Annotated in this window: 21 protein-coding genes and 5 tRNA genes; 19 read left to right on the plus strand and 7 right to left on the minus strand. The window is 39.7% G+C overall.

What is annotated here, in order from left to right:
• Window positions 1-220: 220 nt before the first annotated feature.
• The 17 genes from BLR53_RS09445 (at window position 221) to BLR53_RS09525 (ending at window position 15,270) form a co-directional block, all read left to right on the plus strand.
• Complete coding sequence (locus tag BLR53_RS09445) at window positions 221-1,105, plus strand: tyrosine-type recombinase/integrase (protein ID WP_037443971.1); 885 nt, start codon at window positions 221-223, stop codon at window positions 1,103-1,105.
• Window positions 1,106-1,119: 14 nt separating this feature from the next.
• Window positions 1,120-1,467 (plus strand): ribosome hibernation-promoting factor, HPF/YfiA family, encoded by a 348-nt coding sequence (hpf, locus tag BLR53_RS09450; RefSeq protein WP_037443974.1) that lies wholly within the window; start codon window positions 1,120-1,122, stop codon window positions 1,465-1,467.
• Window positions 1,468-1,642: 175 nt separating this feature from the next.
• A tRNA-Thr gene (locus tag BLR53_RS09455) sits at window positions 1,643-1,715 on the plus strand.
• Between the two features lie 38 nt (window positions 1,716-1,753).
• Window positions 1,754-1,836, plus strand: a tRNA-Tyr gene (locus tag BLR53_RS09460).
• Window positions 1,837-1,847: 11 nt separating this feature from the next.
• A tRNA-Gly gene (locus BLR53_RS09465) sits at window positions 1,848-1,920 on the plus strand.
• Between the two features lie 71 nt (window positions 1,921-1,991).
• A tRNA-Thr gene (locus tag BLR53_RS09470) sits at window positions 1,992-2,063 on the plus strand.
• 134 nt (window positions 2,064-2,197) lie between these two features.
• The gene (gene tuf / locus BLR53_RS09475; RefSeq protein WP_037443975.1) at window positions 2,198-3,385 is read left to right on the plus strand and encodes an elongation factor Tu; all 1,188 of its coding nucleotides are present in this window, start codon (window positions 2,198-2,200) and stop codon (window positions 3,383-3,385) included.
• A 77-nt stretch (window positions 3,386-3,462) separates the two neighbouring features.
• Window positions 3,463-3,533: transfer RNA gene (locus BLR53_RS09480), tRNA-Trp, on the plus strand.
• A gap of 13 nt (window positions 3,534-3,546) precedes the next feature.
• Entirely contained in the window at window positions 3,547-3,744 is a 198-nt protein-coding gene (gene secE / locus BLR53_RS09485; RefSeq protein WP_037443976.1) for a preprotein translocase subunit SecE, read from the plus strand.
• Window positions 3,745-3,752: 8 nt separating this feature from the next.
• Window positions 3,753-4,295, plus strand: coding sequence for a transcription termination/antitermination protein NusG (nusG, locus tag BLR53_RS09490; protein WP_037443977.1), 543 nt, complete (start codon window positions 3,753-3,755; stop codon window positions 4,293-4,295).
• A gap of 77 nt (window positions 4,296-4,372) precedes the next feature.
• Window positions 4,373-4,816 (plus strand): 50S ribosomal protein L11, encoded by a 444-nt coding sequence (gene rplK / locus BLR53_RS09495; protein ID WP_037443979.1) that lies wholly within the window; start codon window positions 4,373-4,375, stop codon window positions 4,814-4,816.
• Window positions 4,817-4,839: 23 nt separating this feature from the next.
• Window positions 4,840-5,538 carry a 50S ribosomal protein L1 gene (rplA, locus tag BLR53_RS09500; protein WP_037443981.1) on the plus strand — a complete coding sequence of 233 codons (699 nt, stop codon included), beginning with the start codon at window positions 4,840-4,842 and terminating at the stop codon, window positions 5,536-5,538.
• A gap of 2 nt (window positions 5,539-5,540) precedes the next feature.
• On the plus strand, window positions 5,541-6,062 hold the full coding sequence (gene rplJ, locus BLR53_RS09505) for a 50S ribosomal protein L10 (RefSeq protein ID WP_037443983.1): 522 nt from the start codon (window positions 5,541-5,543) through the stop codon (window positions 6,060-6,062).
• A gap of 63 nt (window positions 6,063-6,125) precedes the next feature.
• A complete protein-coding gene (gene rplL / locus BLR53_RS09510) occupies window positions 6,126-6,500 on the plus strand; it encodes a 50S ribosomal protein L7/L12 (protein ID WP_037443985.1) in 375 nt (124 codons plus the stop codon).
• 153 nt (window positions 6,501-6,653) lie between these two features.
• The gene (gene rpoB, locus BLR53_RS09515) at window positions 6,654-10,457 is read left to right on the plus strand and encodes a DNA-directed RNA polymerase subunit beta (protein WP_037443988.1); all 3,804 of its coding nucleotides are present in this window, start codon (window positions 6,654-6,656) and stop codon (window positions 10,455-10,457) included.
• A gap of 84 nt (window positions 10,458-10,541) precedes the next feature.
• Window positions 10,542-14,834 (plus strand): DNA-directed RNA polymerase subunit beta', encoded by a 4,293-nt coding sequence (rpoC, locus tag BLR53_RS09520; protein ID WP_074589305.1) that lies wholly within the window; start codon window positions 10,542-10,544, stop codon window positions 14,832-14,834.
• Window positions 14,835-14,955: 121 nt separating this feature from the next.
• The gene (locus tag BLR53_RS09525) at window positions 14,956-15,270 is read left to right on the plus strand and encodes a DUF3467 domain-containing protein (protein ID WP_037443991.1); all 315 of its coding nucleotides are present in this window, start codon (window positions 14,956-14,958) and stop codon (window positions 15,268-15,270) included.
• Here the strand turns inward: BLR53_RS09525 and miaA are convergent.
• The 6 genes from miaA to BLR53_RS09555 all read right to left on the minus strand — a co-directional run bounded on the left by miaA (window position 15,254) and on the right by BLR53_RS09555 (window position 21,136).
• Entirely contained in the window at window positions 15,254-16,174 is a 921-nt protein-coding gene (miaA, locus tag BLR53_RS09530) for a tRNA (adenosine(37)-N6)-dimethylallyltransferase MiaA (protein WP_074589180.1), read from the minus strand. The two genes, BLR53_RS09525 and miaA, sit on opposite strands and share 17 nt — an antisense overlap.
• Before the next feature lie 8 nt (window positions 16,175-16,182).
• Window positions 16,183-16,827: an IS1096 element passenger TnpR family protein gene (locus tag BLR53_RS09535; protein WP_037443997.1), complete on the minus strand. Its 645-nt coding sequence runs from the start codon at window positions 16,825-16,827 to the stop codon at window positions 16,183-16,185.
• Between the two features lie 45 nt (window positions 16,828-16,872).
• Window positions 16,873-18,294, minus strand: coding sequence for a CCA tRNA nucleotidyltransferase (locus tag BLR53_RS09540; protein ID WP_037444000.1), 1,422 nt, complete (start codon window positions 18,292-18,294; stop codon window positions 16,873-16,875).
• Window positions 18,295-18,360: 66 nt separating this feature from the next.
• Window positions 18,361-18,927, minus strand: a complete 567-nt coding sequence (locus BLR53_RS09545) for an L-threonylcarbamoyladenylate synthase (protein ID WP_074589182.1) — start codon at window positions 18,925-18,927, stop codon at window positions 18,361-18,363.
• Window positions 18,928-18,959: 32 nt separating this feature from the next.
• Complete coding sequence (locus BLR53_RS09550) at window positions 18,960-20,105, minus strand: glycosyltransferase family 4 protein (RefSeq protein WP_074589184.1); 1,146 nt, start codon at window positions 20,103-20,105, stop codon at window positions 18,960-18,962.
• A gap of 212 nt (window positions 20,106-20,317) precedes the next feature.
• On the minus strand, window positions 20,318-21,136 hold the full coding sequence (locus BLR53_RS09555; protein WP_074589187.1) for a 2,3,4,5-tetrahydropyridine-2,6-dicarboxylate N-succinyltransferase: 819 nt from the start codon (window positions 21,134-21,136) through the stop codon (window positions 20,318-20,320).
• A gap of 77 nt (window positions 21,137-21,213) precedes the next feature.
• Between BLR53_RS09555 and BLR53_RS09560 the strand changes: the two genes are divergently transcribed.
• The gene (locus tag BLR53_RS09560) at window positions 21,214-21,615 is read left to right on the plus strand and encodes an RNA-binding S4 domain-containing protein (RefSeq protein ID WP_037444008.1); all 402 of its coding nucleotides are present in this window, start codon (window positions 21,214-21,216) and stop codon (window positions 21,613-21,615) included.
• A gap of 85 nt (window positions 21,616-21,700) precedes the next feature.
• Here the strand turns inward: BLR53_RS09560 and BLR53_RS09565 are convergent, their stop codons facing one another.
• Window positions 21,701-22,306, minus strand: coding sequence for an OmpH/Skp family outer membrane protein (locus BLR53_RS09565; protein ID WP_037439857.1), 606 nt, complete (start codon window positions 22,304-22,306; stop codon window positions 21,701-21,703).
• Window positions 22,307-22,489: 183 nt separating this feature from the next.
• Here BLR53_RS09565 and gyrB point away from each other — a divergent pair, with 183 nt between their 5' ends.
• Window positions 22,490-24,448: a DNA topoisomerase (ATP-hydrolyzing) subunit B gene (gyrB, locus tag BLR53_RS09570; RefSeq protein ID WP_037439870.1), complete on the plus strand. Its 1,959-nt coding sequence runs from the start codon at window positions 22,490-22,492 to the stop codon at window positions 24,446-24,448.
• The last annotated feature ends 50 nt before the right edge of the window (window positions 24,449-24,498 follow it).

Below are 24,498 nucleotides of genomic sequence, written 5' to 3' on the forward strand. Positions count from 1 at the left end.
ATTTAAGTCAACCTGGTAGATTTCAGAAAACAGGTGTGCATTGGCGACAAACAATACCAGATGATCCGATTAGAAGTGTAGGCTTTAATAAAGTCAGAATGAAACTTGCCGTTTCTTTATATCAATTTTATTTCTGAATTAAGAATTAAAATTAACGGAGATAAATTCGTTTTTATGGACATAATTTGTACATTGATCTACGGGATAAAAAAAAGATGATATGCCAGCGGAATCCTATTTAAACTATATTGAACATGAAAAGCGGTACTCTCCGCATACATTGCTGGCTTACCGGACAGATCTGCTTCAATATATAACTTATCTCTCAGAGACACTGGAGATATTACCTGTTGATGCGAAGGCCGTACATATCAGGGACTATCTTGTTAGCCTGGTAGAAAAACAGGCGAGTCCTGGCTCGGTAGGGCGAAAGTTATCTGTAATTAAAAGTTATTACAAGTTTTTGCTGCGTCGTGGGGAAGTGGTTATGAATCCGGCAAATTTGCTTCGTGCCCCTAGGATACCATCCAGATTACCTGTGTTTATTCCTGACGCGCAGATGAACAGCCTTCTTGACAGCGAAGATATTTTTTCGTCTGGTTTTGGAGGCGTCAGAGATAAGACTATTATTGAATTGCTGTTTGGTACTGGAATCAGATTATCTGAACTACTTGGTTTGCAAGACGATGATATGGACTTCTACACGGAAACAATCCGGGTTACCGGTAAGCGCAGTAAAGTAAGAATTGTACCGATGACCAGGTCGCTGATTTTGCAGGTGAAATTATATCTCACTGAAAAATCTTTGCAGAAATTTAATAACAAATGCACGACCTTATTCGTTACTGATAAAGGAAAGCCGGCGTATCCGATGTTTGTATACTTGCTGGTGAAACGTTATTTGACATATATATCCACACAGGATAAGAAAAGTCCCCATGTATTGCGTCATTCGTATGCGACCAGTCTGTTGAATGGCGGGGCAGATTTAAATGCTATAAAAGAGCTATTGGGGCATGCCAGTCTGGCTGCCACTCAGGTTTATACCCATAATTCTATTGCGAGACTAAAATCAATATATAAACAAGCCCATCCAAAGGCATAAAAAAGGAGGAAAAAATGAAAATTACAGTTCAATCAATCCATTTCAATGCAGATCACAAATTACTAGACTTCATTCAGAAAAAAGTTGACAAGCTGGATCAGTTCCATGACCAGATTATCAGTGGTGAAGTTTACCTTAAATTAGAAAATGTAGAAGATGAAGCCAATAAAATTAGTGAAATCAAACTGATAGTACCGGGCGGAATACTGTTTGCAAAAGAACAATGCAAAAGCTTCGAAGAAGCGACAGATTTGTCAATTGAATCCTTAAGAAAACAAATAACTAAACATAAAGATAAAACTCGTGCAAAACTTTCTGAGCATAAGGTTTTAATAAATGCGAATGAAGTATCTGATTATTAGGAGTATATTTTAACAGCCTTTATCAAGAACGCCGGCAGCATTAAAACTGCCGGTTTTTTTTTGAAAATAGTTTTGCATTTATAAAATATGCTTGTATATTTGCATTCCAATTCAGAACAGGTGTTAAGCTTTGAAGAGTTGGTTTGTTCTGTGAATGTTTAACAAATAATTAAAAGCCTCCTTAGCTCAGCTGGTAGAGCAACTGACTTGTAATCAGTAGGTCATTGGTTCGATCCCGATAGGAGGCTCTCTTAGATCCGCACGAAGGTGTGGCGATTTAGAGAATGGGGGGATACCAGAGTGGCCAAATGGGACAGACTGTAACTCTGTTGTCGCAAGACTTCGAAGGTTCGAATCCTTCTCCCCCCACTTTTAAATAAGCGAAAGTAGCTCAGTTGGTAGAGCGATAGCCTTCCAAGCTATAGGTCGCGAGTTCGAACCTCGTCTTTCGCTCTGATTCAAAGAGTAGTCGGTAAGATGGTCACGAGTAATACCATACCGGTATGTCGTGAAGGATTAAATAAGCCGACGTAGCTCAGCGGTAGAGCACTTCCTTGGTAAGGAAGAGGTCATGGGTTCAAGTCCCATCGTTGGCTCAGGAATGAAAAAAAATGAAAAAGCTTTGTTAAATCTGTTAGTAAATGTGCAGAATCAACAAGGTTTTTTGTATTGAAATTGTATCAAAACAATAATTAAAAATAAAAGTTAACCTACTAATAAGTATAAAAACATGGCAAAAGAAAAGTTTGACCGCAGTAAGCCGCACTTAAACATCGGCACAATCGGTCACGTTGACCACGGTAAAACAACCTTAACAGCAGCTATCACTAAAGTGTTATCTGATGCTGGTTTATCTGAGGCGCGTTCATTTGATTCGATTGACTCTGCTCCAGAGGAAAAAGAAAGAGGTATCACTATTAACACATCACACGTTGAGTATTCAACAGCTAGCCGTCACTACGCACACGTTGACTGTCCAGGTCACGCGGATTACGTAAAGAACATGGTTACTGGTGCTGCGCAAATGGATGGTGCTATTATCGTTGTAGCTGCTACAGATGGTCCGATGCCACAAACTCGCGAGCACATTTTGTTAGCTCGTCAGGTAGGTGTTCCTTCATTAGTAGTATTCATGAACAAAGTGGATATGGTTGACGATCCTGAATTACTTGAATTAGTAGAGATGGAAGTTCGTGAATTATTATCTTTCTATGACTTCCCTGGTGATGAAATCCCTGTTATTCAAGGATCTGCATTAGGTGGTTTGAATGGTGATGCTAAATGGGTTGGTAAAATCATGGAATTAATGGATGCTGTAGATAGCTACATTCCAATTCCTCCACGTTTAACTGAGCTTCCATTCTTGATGCCTGTTGAGGACGTATTCTCGATCACTGGTCGTGGTACTGTTGCAACTGGTCGTATTGAGCGTGGTGTAATCAACTCTGGTGATCCAGTTGAGATCTTGGGTATGGGTGCAGAAAATCTTAAATCAACTGTTACAGGTGTTGAGATGTTCCGTAAGATCCTTGATTATGGTGAAGCAGGTGATAACGTAGGATTATTATTACGTGGTATTGAGAAAACTGATATCCGTCGTGGTATGGTTATCTGTAAACCAGGTTCTGTAACTCCTCACACAGATTTCGTTGCTGAGATCTATGTATTATCAAAAGCTGAAGGTGGACGTCACACTCCATTCTTTAACAAATACCGTCCACAATTCTACTTCCGTACCACAGACGTTACCGGTGAGATCTCTCTTGCTGAAGGAACTGAAATGGTTATGCCAGGTGATAACGTTACTATCAATGTTAAATTGATCAACGCAATCGCAATGGAAAAAGGTTTACGTTTCGCTATCCGTGAGGGTGGTAGAACAGTAGGTGCTGGTCAGGTTACTGAAATCGTAAAATAATTAAGCAGGCCATAAGGCAAGCTAATTAAAATACTACAAAGTACTCAGGTGCTGAGCCTGAGTACTTTGTTTTAAACACGGGAATAGTTCAATGGTAGAATAGAGGTCTCCAAAACCTTTGATCAGGGTTCGAATCCTTGTTCCCGTGCAAAAACTTAAATATGGCTGGTGTAGTTCAATTTATTAAAGAATCGTATGAAGAAATGACCCAGAAGGTTACCTGGCCTACATGGGGAGAATTGCAAAATTCTGCAGTGCTGGTTCTGGTAGCGTCGTTTATCATTGCAATTGTTATCTTTGCGATGGATAAAGGGTCTACATTTGTGTTGGATACTTTTTATAAATCACTTTCTAATTAAATAGGTAAATGAGCGATCAGTTAAAATGGTATGTAGTTAGGGCGGTTAGCGGAAAAGAGAAGAAGGTTAAACAATACATCGATTCTGAAATTAGTCGTTTAGGGTTCTCCCACCTTGTTCCTCAGGTTTTAATACCTATGGAGAAATACTACCAGATGAAAGAAGGAAAGAAAATTGCAAAAGAGCGCAACTTCTATCCTGGTTATGTGCTTATCGAAGCTACTCTGGACGGAGAGTTAGAACACATTATCAAAAATGTAAACAGCGTTATCGGTTTTCTAGGAGATAAAGGCGGGAATCCAGTTCCTATGCGTCAAGCTGAAGTTAATCGTATTTTAGGTAAAGTTGATGAAATGAGTCAACAGGGTGAGACCATGAATGTGGCTTATTATGTTGGTGAAAATGTCAAAGTTATGGACGGTCCATTCAACGGATTTACCGGAGTAATCGAAGAGGTTAACGAAGAGAAAAAGAAATTAAAAGTTATGGTTAAGATTTTCGGTAGAAAAACCCCGCTTGAACTTAACTACATGCAGGTTGAAAAAGAATAGTTCAACCTATATAAAATCTTAAATGTTACTTGCTTCCAACATTATAACATTGAGTATTACAATTAACAAATCAGAAAATGGCAAAAGAAGTCAGTGCGCTTGTTAAATTACAAATCAAAGGAGGAGCTGCAAATCCATCACCACCAGTAGGACCTGCATTAGGTGCTAAAGGTGTTAATATCATGGAATTTTGCAAGCAATTTAATGCTCGTACCCAAGATAAGCCTGGTAAAGTATTACCTGTTGTAATTACTGTTTATGCTGACAAGTCTTTCGAATTTATCATCAAAACCCCTCCTGTTGCTATCCAGTTAAAAGATGCAACTAAATTAGCGAGTGGTTCTGCTGAGCCCAACCGTAAGAAAGTTGGTTCGGTGACTTGGGATCAGGTTAAGTCAATTGCTGAAGATAAAATGACTGATTTAAATGCATTCACTATCGAATCGGCAATGAGTATGGTTGCCGGTACAGCACGCAGTATGGGAATCACCGTTAGCGGCGATGCACCCTGGACAAATTAATTAACAAAAAACAGTTTACAACAGTGGCTAAATTAACAAAAAATCAAAAAAAGGCACATGCTAAACTAGAATCTGGTAAAACGTATTCTTTAAAGGATGCGGCTGCTTTGGTAAAAGAAATCACTACCACCAAATTTGATGCTTCGGTTGATATCGACATCTCTTTAGGTGTTGATCCGCGTAAAGCGAATCAAATGGTACGTGGTATCGCTACTTTACCTCATGGTACAGGTAAAACTGTACGTGTTTTAGTACTTTGTAATCCTGATAAGGAAGAAGAAGCTAAAGCAGCAGGTGCAGATTTCGTAGGTTTAGACGAATATGTAGCCAAGATTGAAGGTGGATGGACTGATGTTGACATTATTATCACTACTCCTGCTTGTATGGCAAAAGTAGGTAAACTGGGCCGCGTTTTAGGTCCACGTAACCTTATGCCAAACCCTAAATCAGGAACTGTAACCAACGAAGTTGGAAAAGCAGTTACTGATGTAAAAGGCGGTAAAATTGATTTTAAAGTTGACAAAAGTGGTATTATACACGCTTCAGTAGGAAAAGTATCATTCCCAGCAGAAAAAATATATGAAAATGCATTAGAAGTACTTCAGGTAATTTCTAAGCTAAAACCATCTGCTGCTAAAGGAACTTATTTTAAGAGCATTCATGTTTCTTCTACAATGAGTCCTGGGATTGCAATCGAAACTAAATCAGTAGCAGGGATCTAATTATGAACAGAGAAGAAAAACACGAAGTAGTTTCGGCTCTTCAAGAGAAGATGCAGGAATTTGGTAATTTTTATATTGCCGATACATCAAGCTTGTCTGTTGAGAAAGTTAACAACATCCGTCGCAAATGTTTCGAAAGCGGTATTGAAATGCAGGTTGCTAAAAATACTTTAATCAGAAAAGCGATTGAAGGATTAGAAGGCGATAACTCAGATATCTTTGCAGCTTTAAAAGGTCAGTCGGCTTTATTATTCTCAAAAACTGGTAATGGTCCGGCTAAGCTGATCAAAGCCTTGAGAAAAGGTTCTGACAAACCATTATTGAAAGCAGCTTATATTGACACTGCTATCTTTGTTGGAGATGATCATTTAGATGCCCTGGTTAGCTTGAAATCAAGAGAAGAGTTAATCGGAGATATCATTGGCTTGTTACAATCACCAGCTAAAAATGTTATTTCAGCATTGAAATCTAGTGGCGGTAAAATCGCAGGAATTGTTAAAACTCTTCAGGAAAGAGAAGGTTAAGGAACACCTCATAAGTTCTATAAATTAATATTATTTTACGTAAAATTTTAAAAACTCTATACAATGGCAGATTTAAAAGCGTTTGCTGAGCAATTAGTAAACTTAACAGTTAAAGAAGTTAACGAATTAGCTCAAATCCTTAAAGACGAGTATGGTATCGAACCAGCTGCTGCTGCAGTTGCTGTTGCAGGTCCTGCTGGTGATGCTGCTCCTGCAGCTGAAGAAAAAACTTCTTTTGATGTAATCCTTAAAGAAGCTGGTGGTCAGAAATTAGCTGTTGTTAAGTTAGTTAAAGACTTAACTGGATTAGGCTTAAAAGAAGCAAAAGACTTAGTTGATGGTGCACCAAAAGAATTAAAAGTTGGCGTTACTAAAGACGAAGCTGAAGCTTTGAAAAAACAATTAGAAGAAGCTGGAGCTGTAGTTGAGGTTAAGTAATCACTTAATTTCAATATAAATTAAACATAGACTCCGACTATATAGTCGGAGTCTATACCTGTTTATATACATTTCATCTAAGTTTGGTTGGTGAAATGTCTCACGGCAAACCAAACAAATAGTTTATTCTTAAACTAAATTAACTTTAGTACCTTGGCAAATAAAGTCGACCAAAGAGTAAATTTTGCACGAAGTAAGCACATCATCGATTATCCCGATTTTCTTGATGTACAGTTGCAATCATTCAGAGAATTTTTTCAGATAGAAACTACATCAGACAACCGTCACACTGAAGGGTTGTTTAAAGTGTTTGCTGAAAATTTTCCAATCACTGATTCCAGGAATATTTTTGTTCTGGAGTTTCTTGATTATTTTATTGATCCACCGCGTTATGATATACCAGAGTGTATTGACCGTGGGTTAACTTATAGTGTTCCGTTGAAAGCTAAATTAAAGCTTTCCTGTAACGACGCGGAGCACGAAGATTTTGAAACCATTATTCAGGATGTATATCTGGGTACTATTCCATATATGACCCCTAAAGGTACATTTGTGATCAATGGTGCTGAACGTGTTATTGTTTCTCAGTTGCACAGGTCACCAGGTGTGTTCTTCGGCCAGAGCCGTCACACTAACGGTACCAAACTGTATTCTGCACGTGTTATTCCTTTTAAAGGATCATGGATCGAATTTGCTACTGACGTAAATAACGTCATGTATGCATATATTGACCGTAAGAAAAAGTTCCCTGTTACCACACTGCTTCGTGCAATTGGTTACGACTCTGATAAAGACATTCTGGAACTGTTTGATCTTGCCGATGAGGTTAAGGTTAGCAAATCTGGTCTGAAAAAATATATCGGTCGTAAACTTGCTGCAAGGGTACTGAGAAAATGGGTTGAGGATTTCGTTGATGAGGATACCGGTGAGGTAGTTTCAATTGATCGTAACGAAGTGATTCTTGACAGGGATACTGTTTTAGAAGACGAACACATTGATATGATCATTGATGCCGGCGTAAAAACTATCATCTTATCTAAAGATGATGGTGCAAGTCAGGCAGATTATACAATTATATATAATACTTTACAAAAAGATACATCCAACTCTGAAAAAGAGGCTGTGGAAAACATCTACCGTGCTTTGCGTAATGCAGAACCACCTGATGAGGAAACTGCAAGGGGTATCATAGAGCGTCTGTTCTTCTCGGACAAACGTTATGATCTGGGTGATGTAGGTCGTTACAGAATCAACCGTAAGTTGAAGATGGATACTCCTGATCACGTAAAGGTATTAACAAAAGCAGATATCATTGCGATTGTTAAATATCTGATTAAACTGATCAACTCTAAAGAAGAGGTCGATGATATTGACCATTTATCAAACCGTCGTGTCCGTACCGTAGGTGAGCAATTATACGCTCAGTTTGGTGTCGGTCTTGCACGTATGGCACGTACTATCCGTGAACGGATGAACATTCGTGACAATGAGGTATTCACACCAACTGATTTGATTAACGCCCGTACTTTATCGTCGGTTATTAATTCATTCTTTGGTACGAACCAGTTGTCACAGTTTATGGACCAAACGAATCCACTGGCGGAGATTACGCACAAGCGTCGTCTGTCAGCCTTAGGGCCCGGTGGTCTTTCTCGTGAGAGAGCTGGTTTCGAGGTACGTGACGTTCACTATACTCACTATGGAAGGTTATGTACGATTGAGACTCCTGAGGGACCAAATATTGGTCTGATCTCCTCTCTGTGTGTACATGCCAAGATCAATACTTTAGGTTTCATAGAAACACCTTACAAAATTGTAAGAGATGGTATTGTTGCTGTTGACGAAGACGTTATCTATTTATCTGCTGAAGATGAAGATGGTAAAACTATCGCACAGGCAAATGCTGAGTATGATGACAAAGGTAACTTTACAACTCCACGTGTTAAAGCACGTTATGAAGGTGACTTCCCGATTATCGAGCCTGAGAAATTAGACTTGATGGATGTTGCTCCAAATCAGATTACCTCTATTGCAGCTTCATTGATTCCTTTCTTAGAACATGATGATGCGAACAGAGCCCTGATGGGATCCAACATGCAGCGTCAGGCCGTGCCTTTATTACGTCCTGAAGCACCGATCGTTGGTACAGGACTGGAAGGACGTGTAGCGCGTGACTCCAGAACGCTGATCAACGCCGAAGGTGATGGTGTTGTAGAATATGTTGATGCTAATGAAATCACAATCAAATATGTCAGAAATGATGGAGACCGTCTGGTTTCATTTGAAGGTGATAGCAAAACTTATAAATTAATCAAATTCAAAAAAACCAATCAGAACACTTGTATCAACTTAAAACCTATTGTTAAAAAAGGCCAAAAAGTTGTTAAAGGTCAGGTGCTTTGTGAAGGTTATGCGACTGAAAATGGTGAATTAGCCCTTGGTCGTAATCTAAAAGTGGCATTCATGCCTTGGCAGGGATATAACTTTGAGGATGCGATTGTAATCAGCGAGCGTATCGTTCGTGAGGACATTTTCACTTCACTTCATATTGAAGAATTTGAACTGGAGGTTCGTGATACTAAACGTGGCGAGGAAGAACTGACACCAGATATCCCTAACGTTTCAGAAGAAGCGACTAAAGATCTTGACGAGAATGGTATCATTCGCGTTGGAGCTGAAGTAAAAGAAGGTGATATTCTGATCGGTAAAATCACACCTAAAGGTGAATCTGACCCTTCTCCGGAGGAAAAATTATTACGCGCGATCTTTGGTGACAAAGCTGGCGATGTAAAAGATGCATCCCTTAAAACTCCGCCTTCAATTAAAGGTGTGGTAATTGATACCAAATTATTCTCAAGAGCTAAAAAAACTACAAAAGCTGAAGAAAAAGCAGCGATTGAAAAATTAGATAAGAGATATAATCTGGCTACAACCAACCTGAAAAATGAACTTGTTGACAAACTTTTCCAGATTGTTAACGGTAAAACTTCTCAGGGAATTTATAACGTCTATAAAGAACTGTTGTTCCCTAAAGGCGCCAAATTCACTCAAAAAAGTTTAGCTGACCTGGAGTTTGCGCACATCAACCCATACAAATGGACAACTGATGATGATAAAAACGATCAGATCAAATTATTGATTCACAACTATGGTATTCGTGTAAACGAAGAACTTGGAGCGTACAAACGCGATAAGTTTGCGATTAGTGTGGGTGACGAACTGCCTTCAGGTATTGTTCAGATGGCTAAAGTATATGTAGCTAAGAAACGTAAGTTAAAAGTAGGTGATAAGATGGCTGGTCGTCACGGTAATAAGGGTATTGTAGCCCGGATTGTTCGTGATGAAGATATGCCGTTCCTGGATGATGGAACTCCTGTTGATATCGTGTTGAACCCACTGGGTGTACCTTCACGTATGAACTTAGGTCAGATCTATGAAACAGTACTTGCTTGGGCTGGAAAAGAACTAGGTGTAAAATTTGCAACTCCGATCTTTGATGGTGCTAAACATTACGAGGTAGAAGAATGGATTGCTAAGGCTGGTGTTCCAGCTTCAGGTAGAACTTATCTGCATAACGGTTTAACAGGTGAGAAATTTGATCAGCCGACTACAGTAGGTATTATCTATATGCTGAAACTTGGTCACATGGTTGATGATAAGATGCACGCCCGTTCTATCGGTCCGTACTCATTAATTACACAACAGCCGTTGGGTGGTAAAGCTCAATTCGGTGGTCAGCGTTTTGGTGAGATGGAGGTTTGGGCATTAGAGGCATTCGGTGCTGCTAATATTCTTCAGGAGATCCTGACTGTGAAGTCGGATGATGTTATCGGAAGAGCTAAAACTTATGAAGCCATCGTAAAAGGTGAGAACCTGCCTACGCCTGGTGTACCTGAGTCATTCAATGTACTGGTACATGAGCTGCGCGGCTTAGGTTTAGATATTACGTTAGACTAATGTTGAATTTTTTAATGTCGGAACGGCAGGGGCAACCCGATGCCGTTCCGGCTTTTTAAATTTTCAAATTCAAACAACAGAGCTATGTCTTACAAAAAGGATAATAAATTAAAAAGCAATTTCACCTCGATTACCATTAGTTTGGCGTCGCCGGAGGCTATTTTAGAGCGCTCTAGTGGTGAGGTGTTAAAACCTGAGACTATTAATTACCGGACTTACAAACCTGAACGTGATGGTTTGTTCTGCGAGCGTATTTTTGGTCCGGTTAAAGATTACGAATGTCATTGCGGTAAATATAAACGTATTCGTTATAAGGGTATTGTTTGTGACCGTTGTGGTGTTGAGGTAACGGAGAAAAAAGTACGTAGAGAACGTATGGGGCACATCAATTTAGTTGTTCCTGTTGCGCATATCTGGTATTTCCGTTCATTGCCTAATAAAATCGGTTATTTACTAGGACTTCCTACAAAGAGATTAGACCTGATTATTTACTACGAGCGTTATGTAGTTATTCAGTCTGGCTTAATGGAAGAACAAGGTATTCAGTATATGGACTTCTTAACAGAAGAAGAGTACCTGGATATTTTGGATAAATTACCAAAAGAAAATCAATATCTGGATGATAAAGATCCTAATAAATTCATCGCCAAAATGGGTGCTGAAGCATTAGAGGATTTATTAAAACGTATCGATTTGGATGCTTTGTCATACAATCTGCGTCACCAGGCTGCAACTGAGACTTCTCAGCAACGTAAAAATGAAGCTTTAAAACGCTTACAGGTTGTAGAGGCTTTCCGTGGTGCAAGAACCCGTATTGAAAATAATCCGGAGTGGATGATCATCAAGATCGTTCCCGTTATTCCACCTGAATTGCGTCCATTAGTACCACTTGAAGGTGGTCGTTTCGCGACTTCAGATTTAAATGATTTATACCGTCGTGTAATTATCCGTAACAACCGTTTAAAACGTTTGATCGAGATTAAGGCACCGGAGGTAATTTTACGTAATGAGAAAAGGATGTTACAGGAAGCTGTAGATTCTCTTTTCGATAACTCACGTAAAGTTAACGCAGTAAAAACTGAAGGTAACCGTGCCCTGAAATCCCTTTCTGATATTCTGAAAGGTAAACAAGGTCGTTTCCGTCAAAACTTACTGGGTAAACGTGTGGATTATTCTGCGCGTTCTGTAATTGTCGTAGGTCCAAACCTGAAGTTACATGAATGTGGTTTACCTAAAGATATGGCAGCTGAGCTGTTCAAACCGTTTATCATTCGCAAGATGATCGAGCGTGGTATCGTTAAAACAGTAAAATCTGCTAAGAAAATTGTAGACAGAAAGGATCCTTTAGTTTGGGATATCCTGGAGAATGTTTTAAAGGGCCATCCTGTGTTACTTAACCGTGCGCCAACGCTGCACAGATTGGGTATCCAGTCCTTCCAGCCTAAATTGGTTGAAGGTAAAGCGATCCAGTTGCACCCATTAGTGTGTACTGCATTTAACGCGGATTTTGACGGTGACCAGATGGCTGTGCATTTACCTTTAGGTCATGCTGCAATTCTGGAAGCCCAGGTACTGATGCTTGCTGCACACAATATTCTAAACCCTGCGAATGGTACGCCTATTACGGTACCGTCTCAGGATATGGTTTTGGGTCTTTACTATATTACTAAAGGCCGTAGAACTGACGAAGGTCGTGTAGTTAAAGGACAGGATTCTTCTTTCTATTCTCCGGAAGAAGTTATCATTGCCTATAATGAAAAACGTATTGACCTGCATGCCTTTATTAAAGTAAAGGTAAACGTGAAGGGCAATGACGGAATTATTGTAAATAAACTTACTGATACAACTGTTGGACGTGTACTGTTTAATCAAATGGTACCTGAAGAAGTAGGTTATATCAATGAGTTGTTAACTAAAAAATCCCTGAGAGATATCATCGGTGATGTTGTTAAGGTAACTGGTATGGCACGCGCCTCAAGGTTCCTTGATGATATTAAGGAATTAGGTTTCCAGATGGCATTCCGTGGTGGTCTTTCCTTTAACTTACAGGATGTTAATATTCCTGCTGAGAAACAAATTCTGTTAGAACAGGCTTCTGCAGAAGTTGAAGAGGTTAGAAATAACTACAACATGGGTTTCATTACTAATAATGAGCGTTACAATCAGATTATCGATATCTGGACTCGTATTAATAACCGTTTAACATCATTCGTGATGACGCAGTTATCGAGCGATAACCAGGGCTTTAACTCTGTATATATGATGCTTGACTCTGGTGCCCGTGGTTCCAAAGAGCAGATTCGTCAGCTTTGCGGTATGAGGGGACTGATGGCTAAGCCTCAGAAATCTGGTTCAGGTGGTGAAATTATTGAAAATCCAATTCTTTCAAACTTTAAAGAAGGACTGTCGGTATTAGAGTACTTTATCTCTACCCACGGTGCGCGTAAAGGTTTGGCGGATACGGCATTAAAAACGGCAGATGCGGGTTATTTAACGCGTCGTTTACATGATGTAGCACAGGATATGATCGTTAATGCAGAAGATTGTGGTACGCTGAGAGGTATGTACACAACTGCATTAAAAGATAATGAAGATATCGTAGAGCCGTTATATGACAGATTATTAGGTCGTATTTCACTACATGATGTTTTCAATCCGCTTGATGGTGAATTGTTAGTTGGAGCTGGTCAGGACATTGATGAAGATATCGCTAAGGCTATTGAAGAATCTCCTTTAGAAGGTGTTGAAATCCGTTCTGTATTAACCTGCGAAAACAAACGCGGTGTTTGTGCACTTTGCTATGGACGTAACCTTGCAACAGGTAAACGTGTTCAAAAAGGTGAGGCTGTCGGTGTAATTGCTGCTCAGTCAATCGGTGAGCCGGGTACACAGTTAACATTACGTACGTTCCACGTCGGTGGTACAGCTTCCAATATTGCTGCAGAATCTCAGATCAATGCTAAATTTGATGGTATCATCGAATTTGAAAATGTTCGTACTGTAGCGAATGATACTGGTGAAGAAGGTGTTAAACAAATTGTACTTGGACGTTCCGGCGAATTTAAAATCGTTGAAGAAGGTACTGGTAAAATAATCATGACCAACAATATCCCTTATGGTTCATTCCTTTATATTGAGGAAGGTGCTAAAGTTTCAAAAGGTGATAAGATCTGTTCATGGGATCCATACAATGCGGTTATTATCTCTGAATTTGCTGGTAAGATCGAATTTGACGCAATCATTGAGGGTGTAACTTTCCGTGAAGAATCTGATGAGCAGACTGGTCACCGTGAAAAAGTGATTATTGACACCCGTGATAAAACTAAGAATCCTTCTGTAAGGGTATTAGATAAAAAAGGTGAGTTGATCAGACAATACAACATTCCGGTAGGAGCACACGTTTCAATTGATGATGGAGATGCTGTGAAAACTGGTCAGATCTTGGTTAAGATTCCTCGTGCAACCGGTAAAACAAGGGATATTACTGGTGGTTTACCACGTGTAACGGAGTTATTCGAAGCGCGTAATCCATCTAACCCTGCAGTTGTAACTGAAATTGACGGTGTGGTAACACTTGGTGGTGTGAAACGTGGTAATAGAGAGATGACTATCGAATCAAAAGATGGTGAGATCAAAAAATACCTAGTTCCATTGTCTAAACACATCCTTGTTCAGGATAATGACTTTGTAAAGGCTGGAATGCCTTTATCTGACGGATCTATTTCTCCTGCTGATATCTTAGCGATTAAAGGACCTGCTGCTGTACAAGAGTATCTTGTAAATGGTATTCAGGAAGTTTATCGTCTTCAGGGTGTGAAGATCAATGATAAACACTTTGAAGTGATTGTTCACCAGATGATGCAGAAAGTTCATATTGAAGATCCGGGAGATACTACATTCTTAGAGAATAATTCTGTAGATCGTTGGGACTTCATGATTGAAAATGATGAGATCTATGATAAAAAGGTAGTAGTTGAGGCAGGTGATTCCAATACGATTAAACCAGGTCAGATTCTGTCTATGCGTAAACTAAGAGATGAAAATTCTCAGTTAAAACGTAAAGACCTGAAACAGATTGAGGTTCGTGATGCGAGGTCTGCAACTGCAAGTTCAGTACTGCAAGGTATTACCCGTGCTTCATTAGGTACCAAGTCATTCATTTCAGCTGCTTCCTTCCAGGAAACAACTAAAGTATTGAACGAGGCTGCTATCGCAGGTAAGCGTGATAATATGCTGGGACTGAAAGAAAACGTTATCGTAGGTCACTTAATTCCTTCGGGAACAGGTGTACGCGGATACGAACGTATTATTGTAGGTTCTCAGGAAGAATACGATAAATTACTGGCTTCTAAACAAGAAGAAGAAGTTGATGCATAATTATCTCCAGTAGAGAAAAAAGAGGGTGCCTGAAGAGGTACCCTCTTTTTTTTGTTAACATTTAAGCTAATTTTTTAACGTTAATTACCACTAAATCCAGATAAAAAGGTACTTTTGCTATATGGAAAATCAACCAAATGCCACCCAGCTTAATATTGAGCTGTCCGAGGAGATAGCTGAAGGTATATTCTCAAATCTTGCGATAATTACCCACTCTAATACTGAATTTATAGTTGATTTTATTCGCGTGATGCCCGGAATTCCAAAAGCTAAAGTGAAGTCCCGAATCATACTTACGCCTGAACATGCCAAAAGACTAATGACAGCATTAGAGGATAATATAGAAAAGTTCGAGAATATTAATGGCAGAATTAAATCACCCGATGAGAATGAAGGTTTTCCAATGAATTTTGGTGGCCCTACTGCGCAGGCTTAGTTAGCTGCTCATTAATCAGTGAGATAACAGCATTATCATTTCCCGGTTCAAACCAGTTAATTTCGGAGTCTCTGCGGAACCAGGTTAGCTGTCTTTTTGCAAACCTCCTGGTATTTTGTTTAATCTGTACAATTGCGTCTTCTAATGTAATTGCACCATCAAGGTAGCGGAAGAGTTCTGCATAGCCGACTGTTTTTAAAGCATTCAGTTCACGGTAATCTGTCAAACCTATTACTTCGTCAAGAAGACCCTGGGCTATCATCAGATCAACTCGTTTATTGATTCTTGCGTAAAGATTAGCCCGTTCTGTATTCAGGCCGATCTTGATAATCTGAAAAGGCCTTTCTTTTTTAGAATTCGTCAGGTAAGACGAAACTTTGCTTCCTGTAGAGAGGAAAAACTCTAGTCCCCTGATCATTCGCTGAGGATTGGACTGATCTATTTTTGCATAATATTCAGGATCGGCAGCGGATAGCTGCTCGCGTATGGAATCTAGTCCCTGTTGCCTAAAAAGTGTATTTAACTCTTCCCTGATCTTCATATCCGTTTCAGGTAGTACATCAAGACCTTTGGTTACTGCATCCAGATATAATCCAGAACCGCCTACCATAATCGCAAGGTCATTAACTTTAAATACTTCCTCAAGCGTTTGCAATGCGCTGATCTCGAAATCTCCTGTACTAAAGAAATCGTGTATAGAATGCGAATCGATAAAATGGTGTTTTGCGCCAGCGAGTTCAGTCTCATCCGGTTTTGCGGTGCCAATGGACATTTCTTTGAAGAATTGCCTTGAATCTGCGGATAGGATTTCAGTTGCGTAATGGCGGGCCAGGGTAATGGCAAGAGCTGTCTTACCAATGCCCGTAGGGCCCGCAATAACGATAAGTGTTTTATATAAGGCCATATATTGGCTTAATAATCCTCTTTGCTGTCGTAGTCTTCAGCATCATAATCATCTCCGGAAGAAAACTCATCTTCTTCCGACTCGTCTTCATGATCATCACTTTTAGATGAAGTAGAAATACCGCGACCATCCATAGCTTCCAATTCTTCTGTATCTTCAGGTACAAAGTCCATTTCATTCAAGAAATCAAAGTCGGTTGAGACTGCAGCCGTAGTTGTTGCTGCCGTAAAATTATTAGCATCAAAAATTTTAGGCGCTTCTCCAATACTTTTAAAAAGCACAGGATACTCAATATTGGCATCTGCCTGTAGAATAATCTTAACCAGTTCGACATGGAAGTCATAAGGGCGGTCAAAATTATATATATAATAAAATTTTTGGTGTGGGTCTTCAATAAAGTTGCTCAATCTTGATTTCTCCATGGTAGCCACGCCTCTGTCTACTTTTTTCTGGTTAGGCAGGTATGCAATTTCGTCACCTTTTATCCAATGGTCTGAACTCACATAAAAAGACGAAGATTTTTCAGAATTATATCCTGTAGAGCGGTGTAGGGCCTTATGTAAATCCTCAAAAGTTTGATTGGATTTAATATCGATTTCTCTGATCACTTCATCGTAATCATCAAAAGTAAGTCTGAATCTATAAATTGCCATTGTTAAGCTGATTTTCGATCTATAAAATTATAAAAATTAAATATATTAATTAGCAGAATCCGGGGTTCTGACAGGACTAAGACCGAACTCTTTGCCCTTTTTTAGCATAAAAGCAAGGGCGTCACTATAAGAATTGGTTATATCACCTTCCAGAATCGCTTCGCGGATTGCATTTTTTATCAGTCCGACCTCTTTTCCGGCGGGCAGACCAAAATAGTCCATAATATCCTGACCCGTTACCGGAGGTTGCCAGTTCCTGATTTTATCCCTTTCCTCTACATCTTTCAATTTTTGTTTAACCAGTTCAAAATTGTTTCGGTATTTCTTTACCTTATATTCATTTTTAGTGGTTACATCTGCATTACAGAGAAGCATGAGACTTTCGATATCGTCTCCGGCATCGAAGAGCAGTCTCCTTACCGCAGAATCGGTTACGACCTCCTGTGCCAGTACGATTGGTCTCAAGTGCAGCTGAACCAATTTCTGAACAAACTTCATTTTTTCATTCAGCGGAAGTTTTAATTGAGCAAAAATTTGAGGTACCATTTTCGCTCCCCGGTCCTCATGCCCGTGAAACGTCCAGCCTTGTTTTTCTTCGAAACGTTTAGTGGGCGGTTTTGCAATGTCGTGTAAAATCGCTGCCCACCTTAACCACAGGTCTGAAGTCACTGTACAGATATTATCCAGCACCTGAAGCGTATGATAGAAGTTATCTTTATGACCTTTACCCTTAATGATCTCTACACCATACAAATTTGCCATTTGCGGAAATATCAATTGGAGTAAACCTGTATTAAATAAATGTTTAAATCCTATAGATGGAACCGGTGCGCTGATGATTTTATTCAGTTCGTCGGTGATACGTTCTTTTGAAACAATGCTGATCCGGTCTTTTTGACTTGCGATAGCTGCCAATGCAGACTCCTCTATTTCAAAATTTAACTGGGTTGCGAAACGGATTGCGCGCATCATACGCAACGGATCGTCTGAAAAGGTAAGCTCCGGATCCAGTGGAGTACGAATGATTCTTCGTTCCAGATCTTCCTGTCCCATGAAAGGATCTACCAGTTGTCCGAAGTTGTTTTTATTTAACGATAAAGCCAGTGCGTTGATGGTGAAATCCCTTCTTAGCTGATCGTCCTGTATAGAACCGTTTTCTACGATGGGTTTTCTGGAATCAGCCCGGTAAGATTCTTTTCTTGCCCCTACAAATTCTATTTCAAGATCCTTGTAACGTAACATAGCAGTCCCAAAGCTCTTGAATACGGAAACTTTGCTTTTCAGCTGTTTGCCGCTGAGTTCTGCAAATTCAATTCCGTTCCCCAATACAACGATATCAATGTCTTTGGAAGGCCTGTTCAGAAATATATCCCTGACATAACCACCGATCACATACGCCTCAATGTTATTTTCAGCAGCGATATCGGCAAGGATATTAAAAACAGGGTGTTCTAGATTATTTTTCAATGTGTATATAATTGTTTACCCGGTCAACCCCAGAAAGGTTAAATGGATTTGCAAAAGTACAAAAACTTACTTCCTTATGAAGGAAAATTGACCTGATGGTCCCAGTTTCATGATTGTTGATGGTTTGCGCGGAGTTCTGTTTTCCTGTTCCCAATCGACCACATGGTCGACACCATTGATAATTTCTTCCTCAATCTCATCAAAAAAAGCAGGGGAAGGGTGGCCGGAAATATTAGCGGAAGTAGACACAATAGGCTTACGGAATCGCTGAAGCAGCGACTCGACAAACTCATGTTTTGCAATACGAATGCCAATTGATCCATCGGAATTGATCACGTTCGGCGCCAGATTTTTTGCGCCGGAAAAAATGATTGTCAGTGGGTTTTCTGCGTATTCAATCAAATCATAAGCCACTTCAGGTACCTCTTTTACATAACTCTGCAGCTTATTATCATTATCCAGTAGAATGATGAAACTCTTATCCTGACCACGTCCTTTCAGCCTGCTGATTTTGTCGACAGCTTCCGGGTTCGTTGCATCACAGCCCAGACCCCAGATTGTATCAGTAGGGTATAGGATTATTCCACCATTTTTAAGCACACTAAGTGCCTTTTCTATTTCCTGCTTTAACATAATATGCGAATTTATTAAATATTCCGCAGGAATCAGGACTTATAGATCAGATCCCGATAGGCGAACATCAGCTGAGAGGACAATCCGGCTGTATTAAACTTTTCCAGGTATTTAAAACCAGCGCTAATCATCTGCGATGTAAGTTCTGCCGATTGTATAACCTTGTTCGCGGCTTCAGCAAGAGCCTCTGGATCATCCGGACTGATATAAATGGAATCTGGCCCGCCAGCTTCCTCCAGGCAAGATCCTGTCGCAGCAATAACTGGAATACCACTGTACATGGCCTCAATAACCGGAATACCGAAACCCTCGTAAAATGAAGGATATATAAATAAAGCGGCACCCTGATAGATAGCAGGCAGGTCGGTAAAAGGAATGTTTTCGAGAAAGATAATACGGTCCTGTAATTGCAGTTTTGAGATCTCTTCGGCAACCTGGACTGCATAGGCCTGTTTTTTTCCAACTACAACGAGTTTGTAGGCAGTGTCTATTTTTGGTAAAGCGCGAATGATCAGCAATAAATTTTTCCGGGCCTCTATAGTACCGACATTAAGAATGTATTTTACAGGCTCCCCCGAGGGCGTTGTCAGACTATATTTACTCAGAATAGCATTTCTCTGATCTGTAGGTAAAAGTGTTTTAAAACTATCATCACAGCTCTGGTAGAGCACCTTGATTTTGTCTGCAGGCGTCTGATAGTAATGGATGATATCTTCTTTTGTTCTTTCTGAAATAGCAATAATCAGATCTGCATGCCGACAGGCATATTTGCTTTTAATATTATAAATGAGACGGTCCGTCCAGCGATAATGCTGAGGGAAACGCAAATAGATCAGATCATGGATGGTGACAACTTTTTTTGTACCTACGGGAATCTGCAAAGGGATTTCATTGCTCAGGCCATGGTAGATGTCGATATTATCTTTTATCAGCTGCCTGCCTATACCAATGCTTCTCCACAATGCTTTCAGTAAGGTGCCTGAAGGCGGAAGACACAAATGGATGCCCGGTAACTTGAAGAAAGCGCCGATCTGTCCGGAAGATTTAATTTTAGGCGTATAAACAAAATATGTGTTTTCCGGGAAATATCCGGCTAACTGTTCAATCAGGGATCTGCTGTAGTTACCTAAACCTGTCAGGTTATTCGCAGCCCGTTTTCCGTCAAAGCCTATTTTCATGGTTTCATTTCGCTTTTGCTATACTAATTTATTTATGCGCACCATATTTCGACAAGCTGGCGGAAGAATGAAAAATACACATAATGAAAGCTGGGATCTTCGCTTCGAGTCTTATGAATTATCTGCCGGGGGGCGGAAGATTAAATCTGAAAAATAAGATTGGCCAGGAGTATTGAATGTTTGCACATTTACAAAACCCTGGCCAGATCTGATTAAACAGCTACATTGTTTTCTCTCAACGCATCATTTAAAGAAGTTTTTTTATCTGTAGATTCTTTACGTTTACCAATGATTAACGCACAAGGAACCTGGTATTCACCAGCAGGGAATTTCTTAGTATAGCTCCCAGGAATAACTACAGATCTTGCCGGAACAACGCCTTTATATTCCACAGGAGTGCTGCCAGAAACATCGATAATTTTCGTTGAAGCAGTTAAAACTACATTCGCGCCTAAAACAGCCTCAGTTTCTACCTTCACACCTTCGACAACGATTGCTCTTGAACCAAGGAAGCAATTGTCTTCGATAATAACCGGTGCAGCCTGAATCGGCTCCAGTACACCACCGATACCAACACCACCACTTAAGTGAACATTTTTCCCAATTTGTGCACATGAACCAACGGTCGCCCAGGTATCAACCATTGTACCTTCATCAATATAAGCACCAATGTTCACATAAGAAGGCATCAGAATTACACCTTTAGCGATATACGCACCAAAACGCGCACTTGCTCCAGGTACAACACGTACACCTAGTTCTTTATAATTGGTTTTTAATTTCATTTTATCATGGAACACGAAAGGACCGGCCTGAATTTCTTTCATCTCCCGGATCGGGAAATAAAGGATAACCGCTTTTTTAATCCATTCGTTAATTCCCCATGAATTTAATACTGGTTCTGCAACGCGCATTTCACCACTGTCTAAGTGCATGACTACGGTTTCAATCGCCTCACAATATTGTGGATATTCTAACAAGGTCCTGTCTTCCCAGGCAGCCTCGATTAATTTTTTCAAATCCTGAATCATTGTTAAATTTTATTTATTCGCAAAATAAATGAATTTTATGTATTGAGCGATCTTTTATTGCTGTATTTTTGATTTTTATGGCAGAGCAGGAAAAACTAAGGATAGACAAATACTTATGGGCAATAAGATTGTTTAAAACCAGAACTTTAGCAACTGAAGCATGTAAAGCTGGAAGGATAAAACAGAACGGGCAAAATATCAAAGCTTCGGCGATAGTTAAACCGGGAGATGTTTATCAGGTATCTAAAGGTATAGAAAAGAAAATCATAGAAGTAGTAGAACTCCTTTATAACAGAGTGGAGTCAAAGATTGCGGTAACCAAATACAAAGATATTACTCCACTGGAAGAAACACAAGGTTATAAATCTGTATTTCATTCTCCGGTTTTGATCAGAGATAGAGGCGCAGGCAGACCGACTAAGAGGGACAGGCGTGAAATTGACGACCTTACAGATAACCTGTTTGAGGAAGATAAATAATCTAGTGCGGGATACTTATTCAATACAATTAAAACAAAAAATCCCCGCTATATGGCAGGGATTTTTTGTTTTAATACCGTGACGTTTATTTTTTGTCTGATTTATAACCTTCGTTTAAACCTACAATAACTTCACTTGTAACATCCAGTGATGCATCAGCAAATAGGATTGCACTGTTACCTTTTTGGTAAGTCAGCACCATTTTATAACCTTTACCCTTAGCATATACTTTCAGGTAATCTGCAATTTTGTTGTACAGTTTTTCCTGTTCTTCAGCTTGCTCATTTTGTAATGCTGCACCTGCGTTTTGCTGATAAGTCTGTAATTCCTGTTGCTTACGGCCTAATCTTTCTTCAGTAGAAGCACGTTGGTCAGCAGGCATCGTATTTTGTGATTGCTGGTATTGCGCTACTTCACGTTGAAAGGCTTGTTGCTTAGAAGCCAGGTCAGTTTGTGCAGATTTAGATTTTGCATCCAGTTTCACTTTTAAATCTTTGAAATACTGGTATTTTGTTAATAAAGAGTCCGAATCAACGTAAACAATCGGCTCTCCACTTTTAACTGAAGCTGTTTCAGTTTTAGCGGTACTGCCTGTCGCTGCGCCATTGTCTTTATTCTGGCAGGATGCCATTACGGAAACTAATGCTACAGCTGTAGCCAGAGTGCCTAGTTTAAAGGATTTGTTGTTCATTTATGGTAATTTATTAAATGTTTTCAATTCAAATTTCAGCAAATATAAAATTTCAAAATTAGTATCCTAAATATGTAGTTTTTTTTGCGTCATTATTAGCGGTTTAGCATCAAATAGTTATCCACATTTGCCTTTAATTGGGCTTAAATGGTTATTTTTGAATCTTATTTTTTATTAACATTTATGAGCGAAGAAAAAGATTCAAAGTCAAATTATTCGGCAGATAATATACAAGTATTAGAAGGTTTAGAAGCGGTGCGTAAGCGCCCTTCGATGTATATAGGAGATACAGGATTTAAAGGTTTACACCATTTAGTATACGAGGTAGTAGATAACTCTATCGATGAGGCACTTGCCGGCCATGCCGATACCATTTATGTTAATATCCTGAAAGATAATTCCATTCGCGTGGAAGATAACGGCCGGGGTATTCCAACAGGAATCCACAAGAAAGAGAACAGGTCAGCACTGGAAGTCGTTATGACGGTTCTGCATGCTGGTGGTAAATTCGATAAGGACACTTATAAAGTATCTGGCGGTTTGCACGGTGTAGGTGTAAGTTGCGTAAATGCACTTTCTATTCATTTGAAGGCCGAAGTACATCGCGAAGGACAAGTTTTTGTTCAGGAGTACAGCAAAGGTAAACCTCAATATGATGTTAAAGTAGTAGGTACAACTGATAAAAGAGGTACTATCATCACTTTTACACCGGATGACGAAATTTTCACACAGACTACAGAGTACCGTTATGATACTTTAGCTTCACGTCTGAGAGAACTTGCATTCCTGAATAAAGGAATTACGCTTACGCTGACAGATGAACGTGAAGAGCTGGAAGATGGCACATTTTTGAATGAAGTATTTCATTCAGAAGGCGGATTAAAAGAATTTGTACAGTTCCTTGACGGCGGACGCCCTTCCCTTATTCCTGAACCTATTTATGTAGAAGGAATTAAAAACGGTATCCCTGTAGAACTTGCACTGCAATACAATGACAGTTACGCAGAAAATGTACACTCTTATGTGAATAACATTAATACACATGAAGGGGGTACGCATATTGCAGGTTTCAGAAGAGGTCTGACACGTACATTGAAAGCCTATGCTGAGAAATCTGGATTACTGAAAAATGTGAAGTTTGAGATTACCGGTGATGACTTTCGTGAAGGACTGACTGCGGTTATATCTGTAAAAGTTCAGGAGCCTCAATTTGAAGGACAGACCAAGACTAAACTGGGTAATACAGAGGTTATGGGGGCTGTCGATATTGCAGTTGGTGAAGCATTGGGTATTTACCTGGAAGAATATCCTAAAGAAGCGAGAATGATCGTTAATAAGGTTATTCTGGCAGCAACAGCGCGAGCTGCAGCAAGGAAGGCCCGTGAGATGGTTCAGCGTAAGAGCGTAATGGGTGGATCGGGTTTACCTGGTAAACTTGCAGATTGTTCTGATAGTGATCCGGTTAAATGCGAATTGTATCTTGTCGAGGGAGATTCAGCGGGTGGAACGGCGAAACAAGGCCGTGACCGTAATTTCCAGGCTATCCTTCCATTAAAAGGTAAGATTCTGAACGTTGAGAAAGCAATGGAACATAAGATCTATGAAAATGACGAGATCAAGAATATGTTTACTGCTTTAGGTGTAAGTATCGGTACTCCTGAAGATGATAAAGCCTTAAACATAACTAAGCTGCGTTACCACAAGATTGTGATTATGACGGATGCTGATATTGACGGATCACACATTACGACACTGATCCTGACATTCTTCTTCAGATATATGAAAGCACTTATCGAAGCCGGTTACGTCTATATTGCGGCGCCACCACTTTATTTGGTTAGAAAAGGTAAAGAGCAGGAATATTGCTGGAATGATCAGCAGCGTGATATAGCTGTTCAACGTCTTAAAGGACAGGGTAAAGAAGAAAGCGTACATATTCAACGTTACAAAGGTTTAGGAGAGATGAACGCAGAACAACTGTGGGAAACAACTTTAAATCCGGCTACACGTACTTTAATGCAGGCTACAATTGAAAATGCTGTAGAATGTGACCATACTTTCTCTATGTTAATGGGAGATGAGGTTGCACCAAGAAGAGAGTTCATTGAGCGTAATGCAAAATATGCTAAGATCGACGCATAGTCAGAAAAACATATTAAACAAAAAAGGTTCCTCCATAATAGAGGAACCTT

The organism is Pedobacter antarcticus (assembly GCF_900103515.1).
GTDB lineage: Bacteria > Bacteroidota > Bacteroidia > Sphingobacteriales > Sphingobacteriaceae > Pedobacter > Pedobacter antarcticus.

Excerpts from the sequence above, each read along its gene's own strand:
- BLR53_RS09445 (WP_037443971.1), top strand. The coding sequence starts at position 221 with ATGCCAGCGGAATCCTATTTAAACTATATTGAACATGAAAAGCGGTAC.
- hpf (WP_037443974.1), top strand. The coding sequence starts at position 1,120 with ATGAAAATTACAGTTCAATCAATCCATTTCAATGCAGATCACAAATTA.
- tuf (WP_037443975.1), top strand. The coding sequence starts at position 2,198 with ATGGCAAAAGAAAAGTTTGACCGCAGTAAGCCGCACTTAAACATCGGC.
- secE (WP_037443976.1), top strand. The coding sequence starts at position 3,547 with ATGGCTGGTGTAGTTCAATTTATTAAAGAATCGTATGAAGAAATGACC.
- nusG (WP_037443977.1), top strand. The coding sequence starts at position 3,753 with ATGAGCGATCAGTTAAAATGGTATGTAGTTAGGGCGGTTAGCGGAAAA.
- rplK (WP_037443979.1), top strand. The coding sequence starts at position 4,373 with ATGGCAAAAGAAGTCAGTGCGCTTGTTAAATTACAAATCAAAGGAGGA.
- rplJ (WP_037443983.1), top strand. The coding sequence starts at position 5,541 with ATGAACAGAGAAGAAAAACACGAAGTAGTTTCGGCTCTTCAAGAGAAG.
- rplL (WP_037443985.1), top strand. The coding sequence starts at position 6,126 with ATGGCAGATTTAAAAGCGTTTGCTGAGCAATTAGTAAACTTAACAGTT.
- rpoC (WP_074589305.1), top strand. The coding sequence starts at position 10,542 with ATGTCTTACAAAAAGGATAATAAATTAAAAAGCAATTTCACCTCGATT.
- BLR53_RS09525 (WP_037443991.1), top strand. The coding sequence starts at position 14,956 with ATGGAAAATCAACCAAATGCCACCCAGCTTAATATTGAGCTGTCCGAG.
- miaA (WP_074589180.1), bottom strand. The coding sequence starts at position 16,174 with ATGGCCTTATATAAAACACTTATCGTTATTGCGGGCCCTACGGGCATT.
- BLR53_RS09535 (WP_037443997.1), bottom strand. The coding sequence starts at position 16,827 with ATGGCAATTTATAGATTCAGACTTACTTTTGATGATTACGATGAAGTG.
- BLR53_RS09545 (WP_074589182.1), bottom strand. The coding sequence starts at position 18,927 with ATGTTAAAGCAGGAAATAGAAAAGGCACTTAGTGTGCTTAAAAATGGT.
- BLR53_RS09550 (WP_074589184.1), bottom strand. The coding sequence starts at position 20,105 with ATGAAAATAGGCTTTGACGGAAAACGGGCTGCGAATAACCTGACAGGT.
- BLR53_RS09555 (WP_074589187.1), bottom strand. The coding sequence starts at position 21,136 with ATGATTCAGGATTTGAAAAAATTAATCGAGGCTGCCTGGGAAGACAGG.
- BLR53_RS09560 (WP_037444008.1), top strand. The coding sequence starts at position 21,214 with ATGGCAGAGCAGGAAAAACTAAGGATAGACAAATACTTATGGGCAATA.
- BLR53_RS09565 (WP_037439857.1), bottom strand. The coding sequence starts at position 22,306 with ATGAACAACAAATCCTTTAAACTAGGCACTCTGGCTACAGCTGTAGCA.
- gyrB (WP_037439870.1), top strand. The coding sequence starts at position 22,490 with ATGAGCGAAGAAAAAGATTCAAAGTCAAATTATTCGGCAGATAATATA.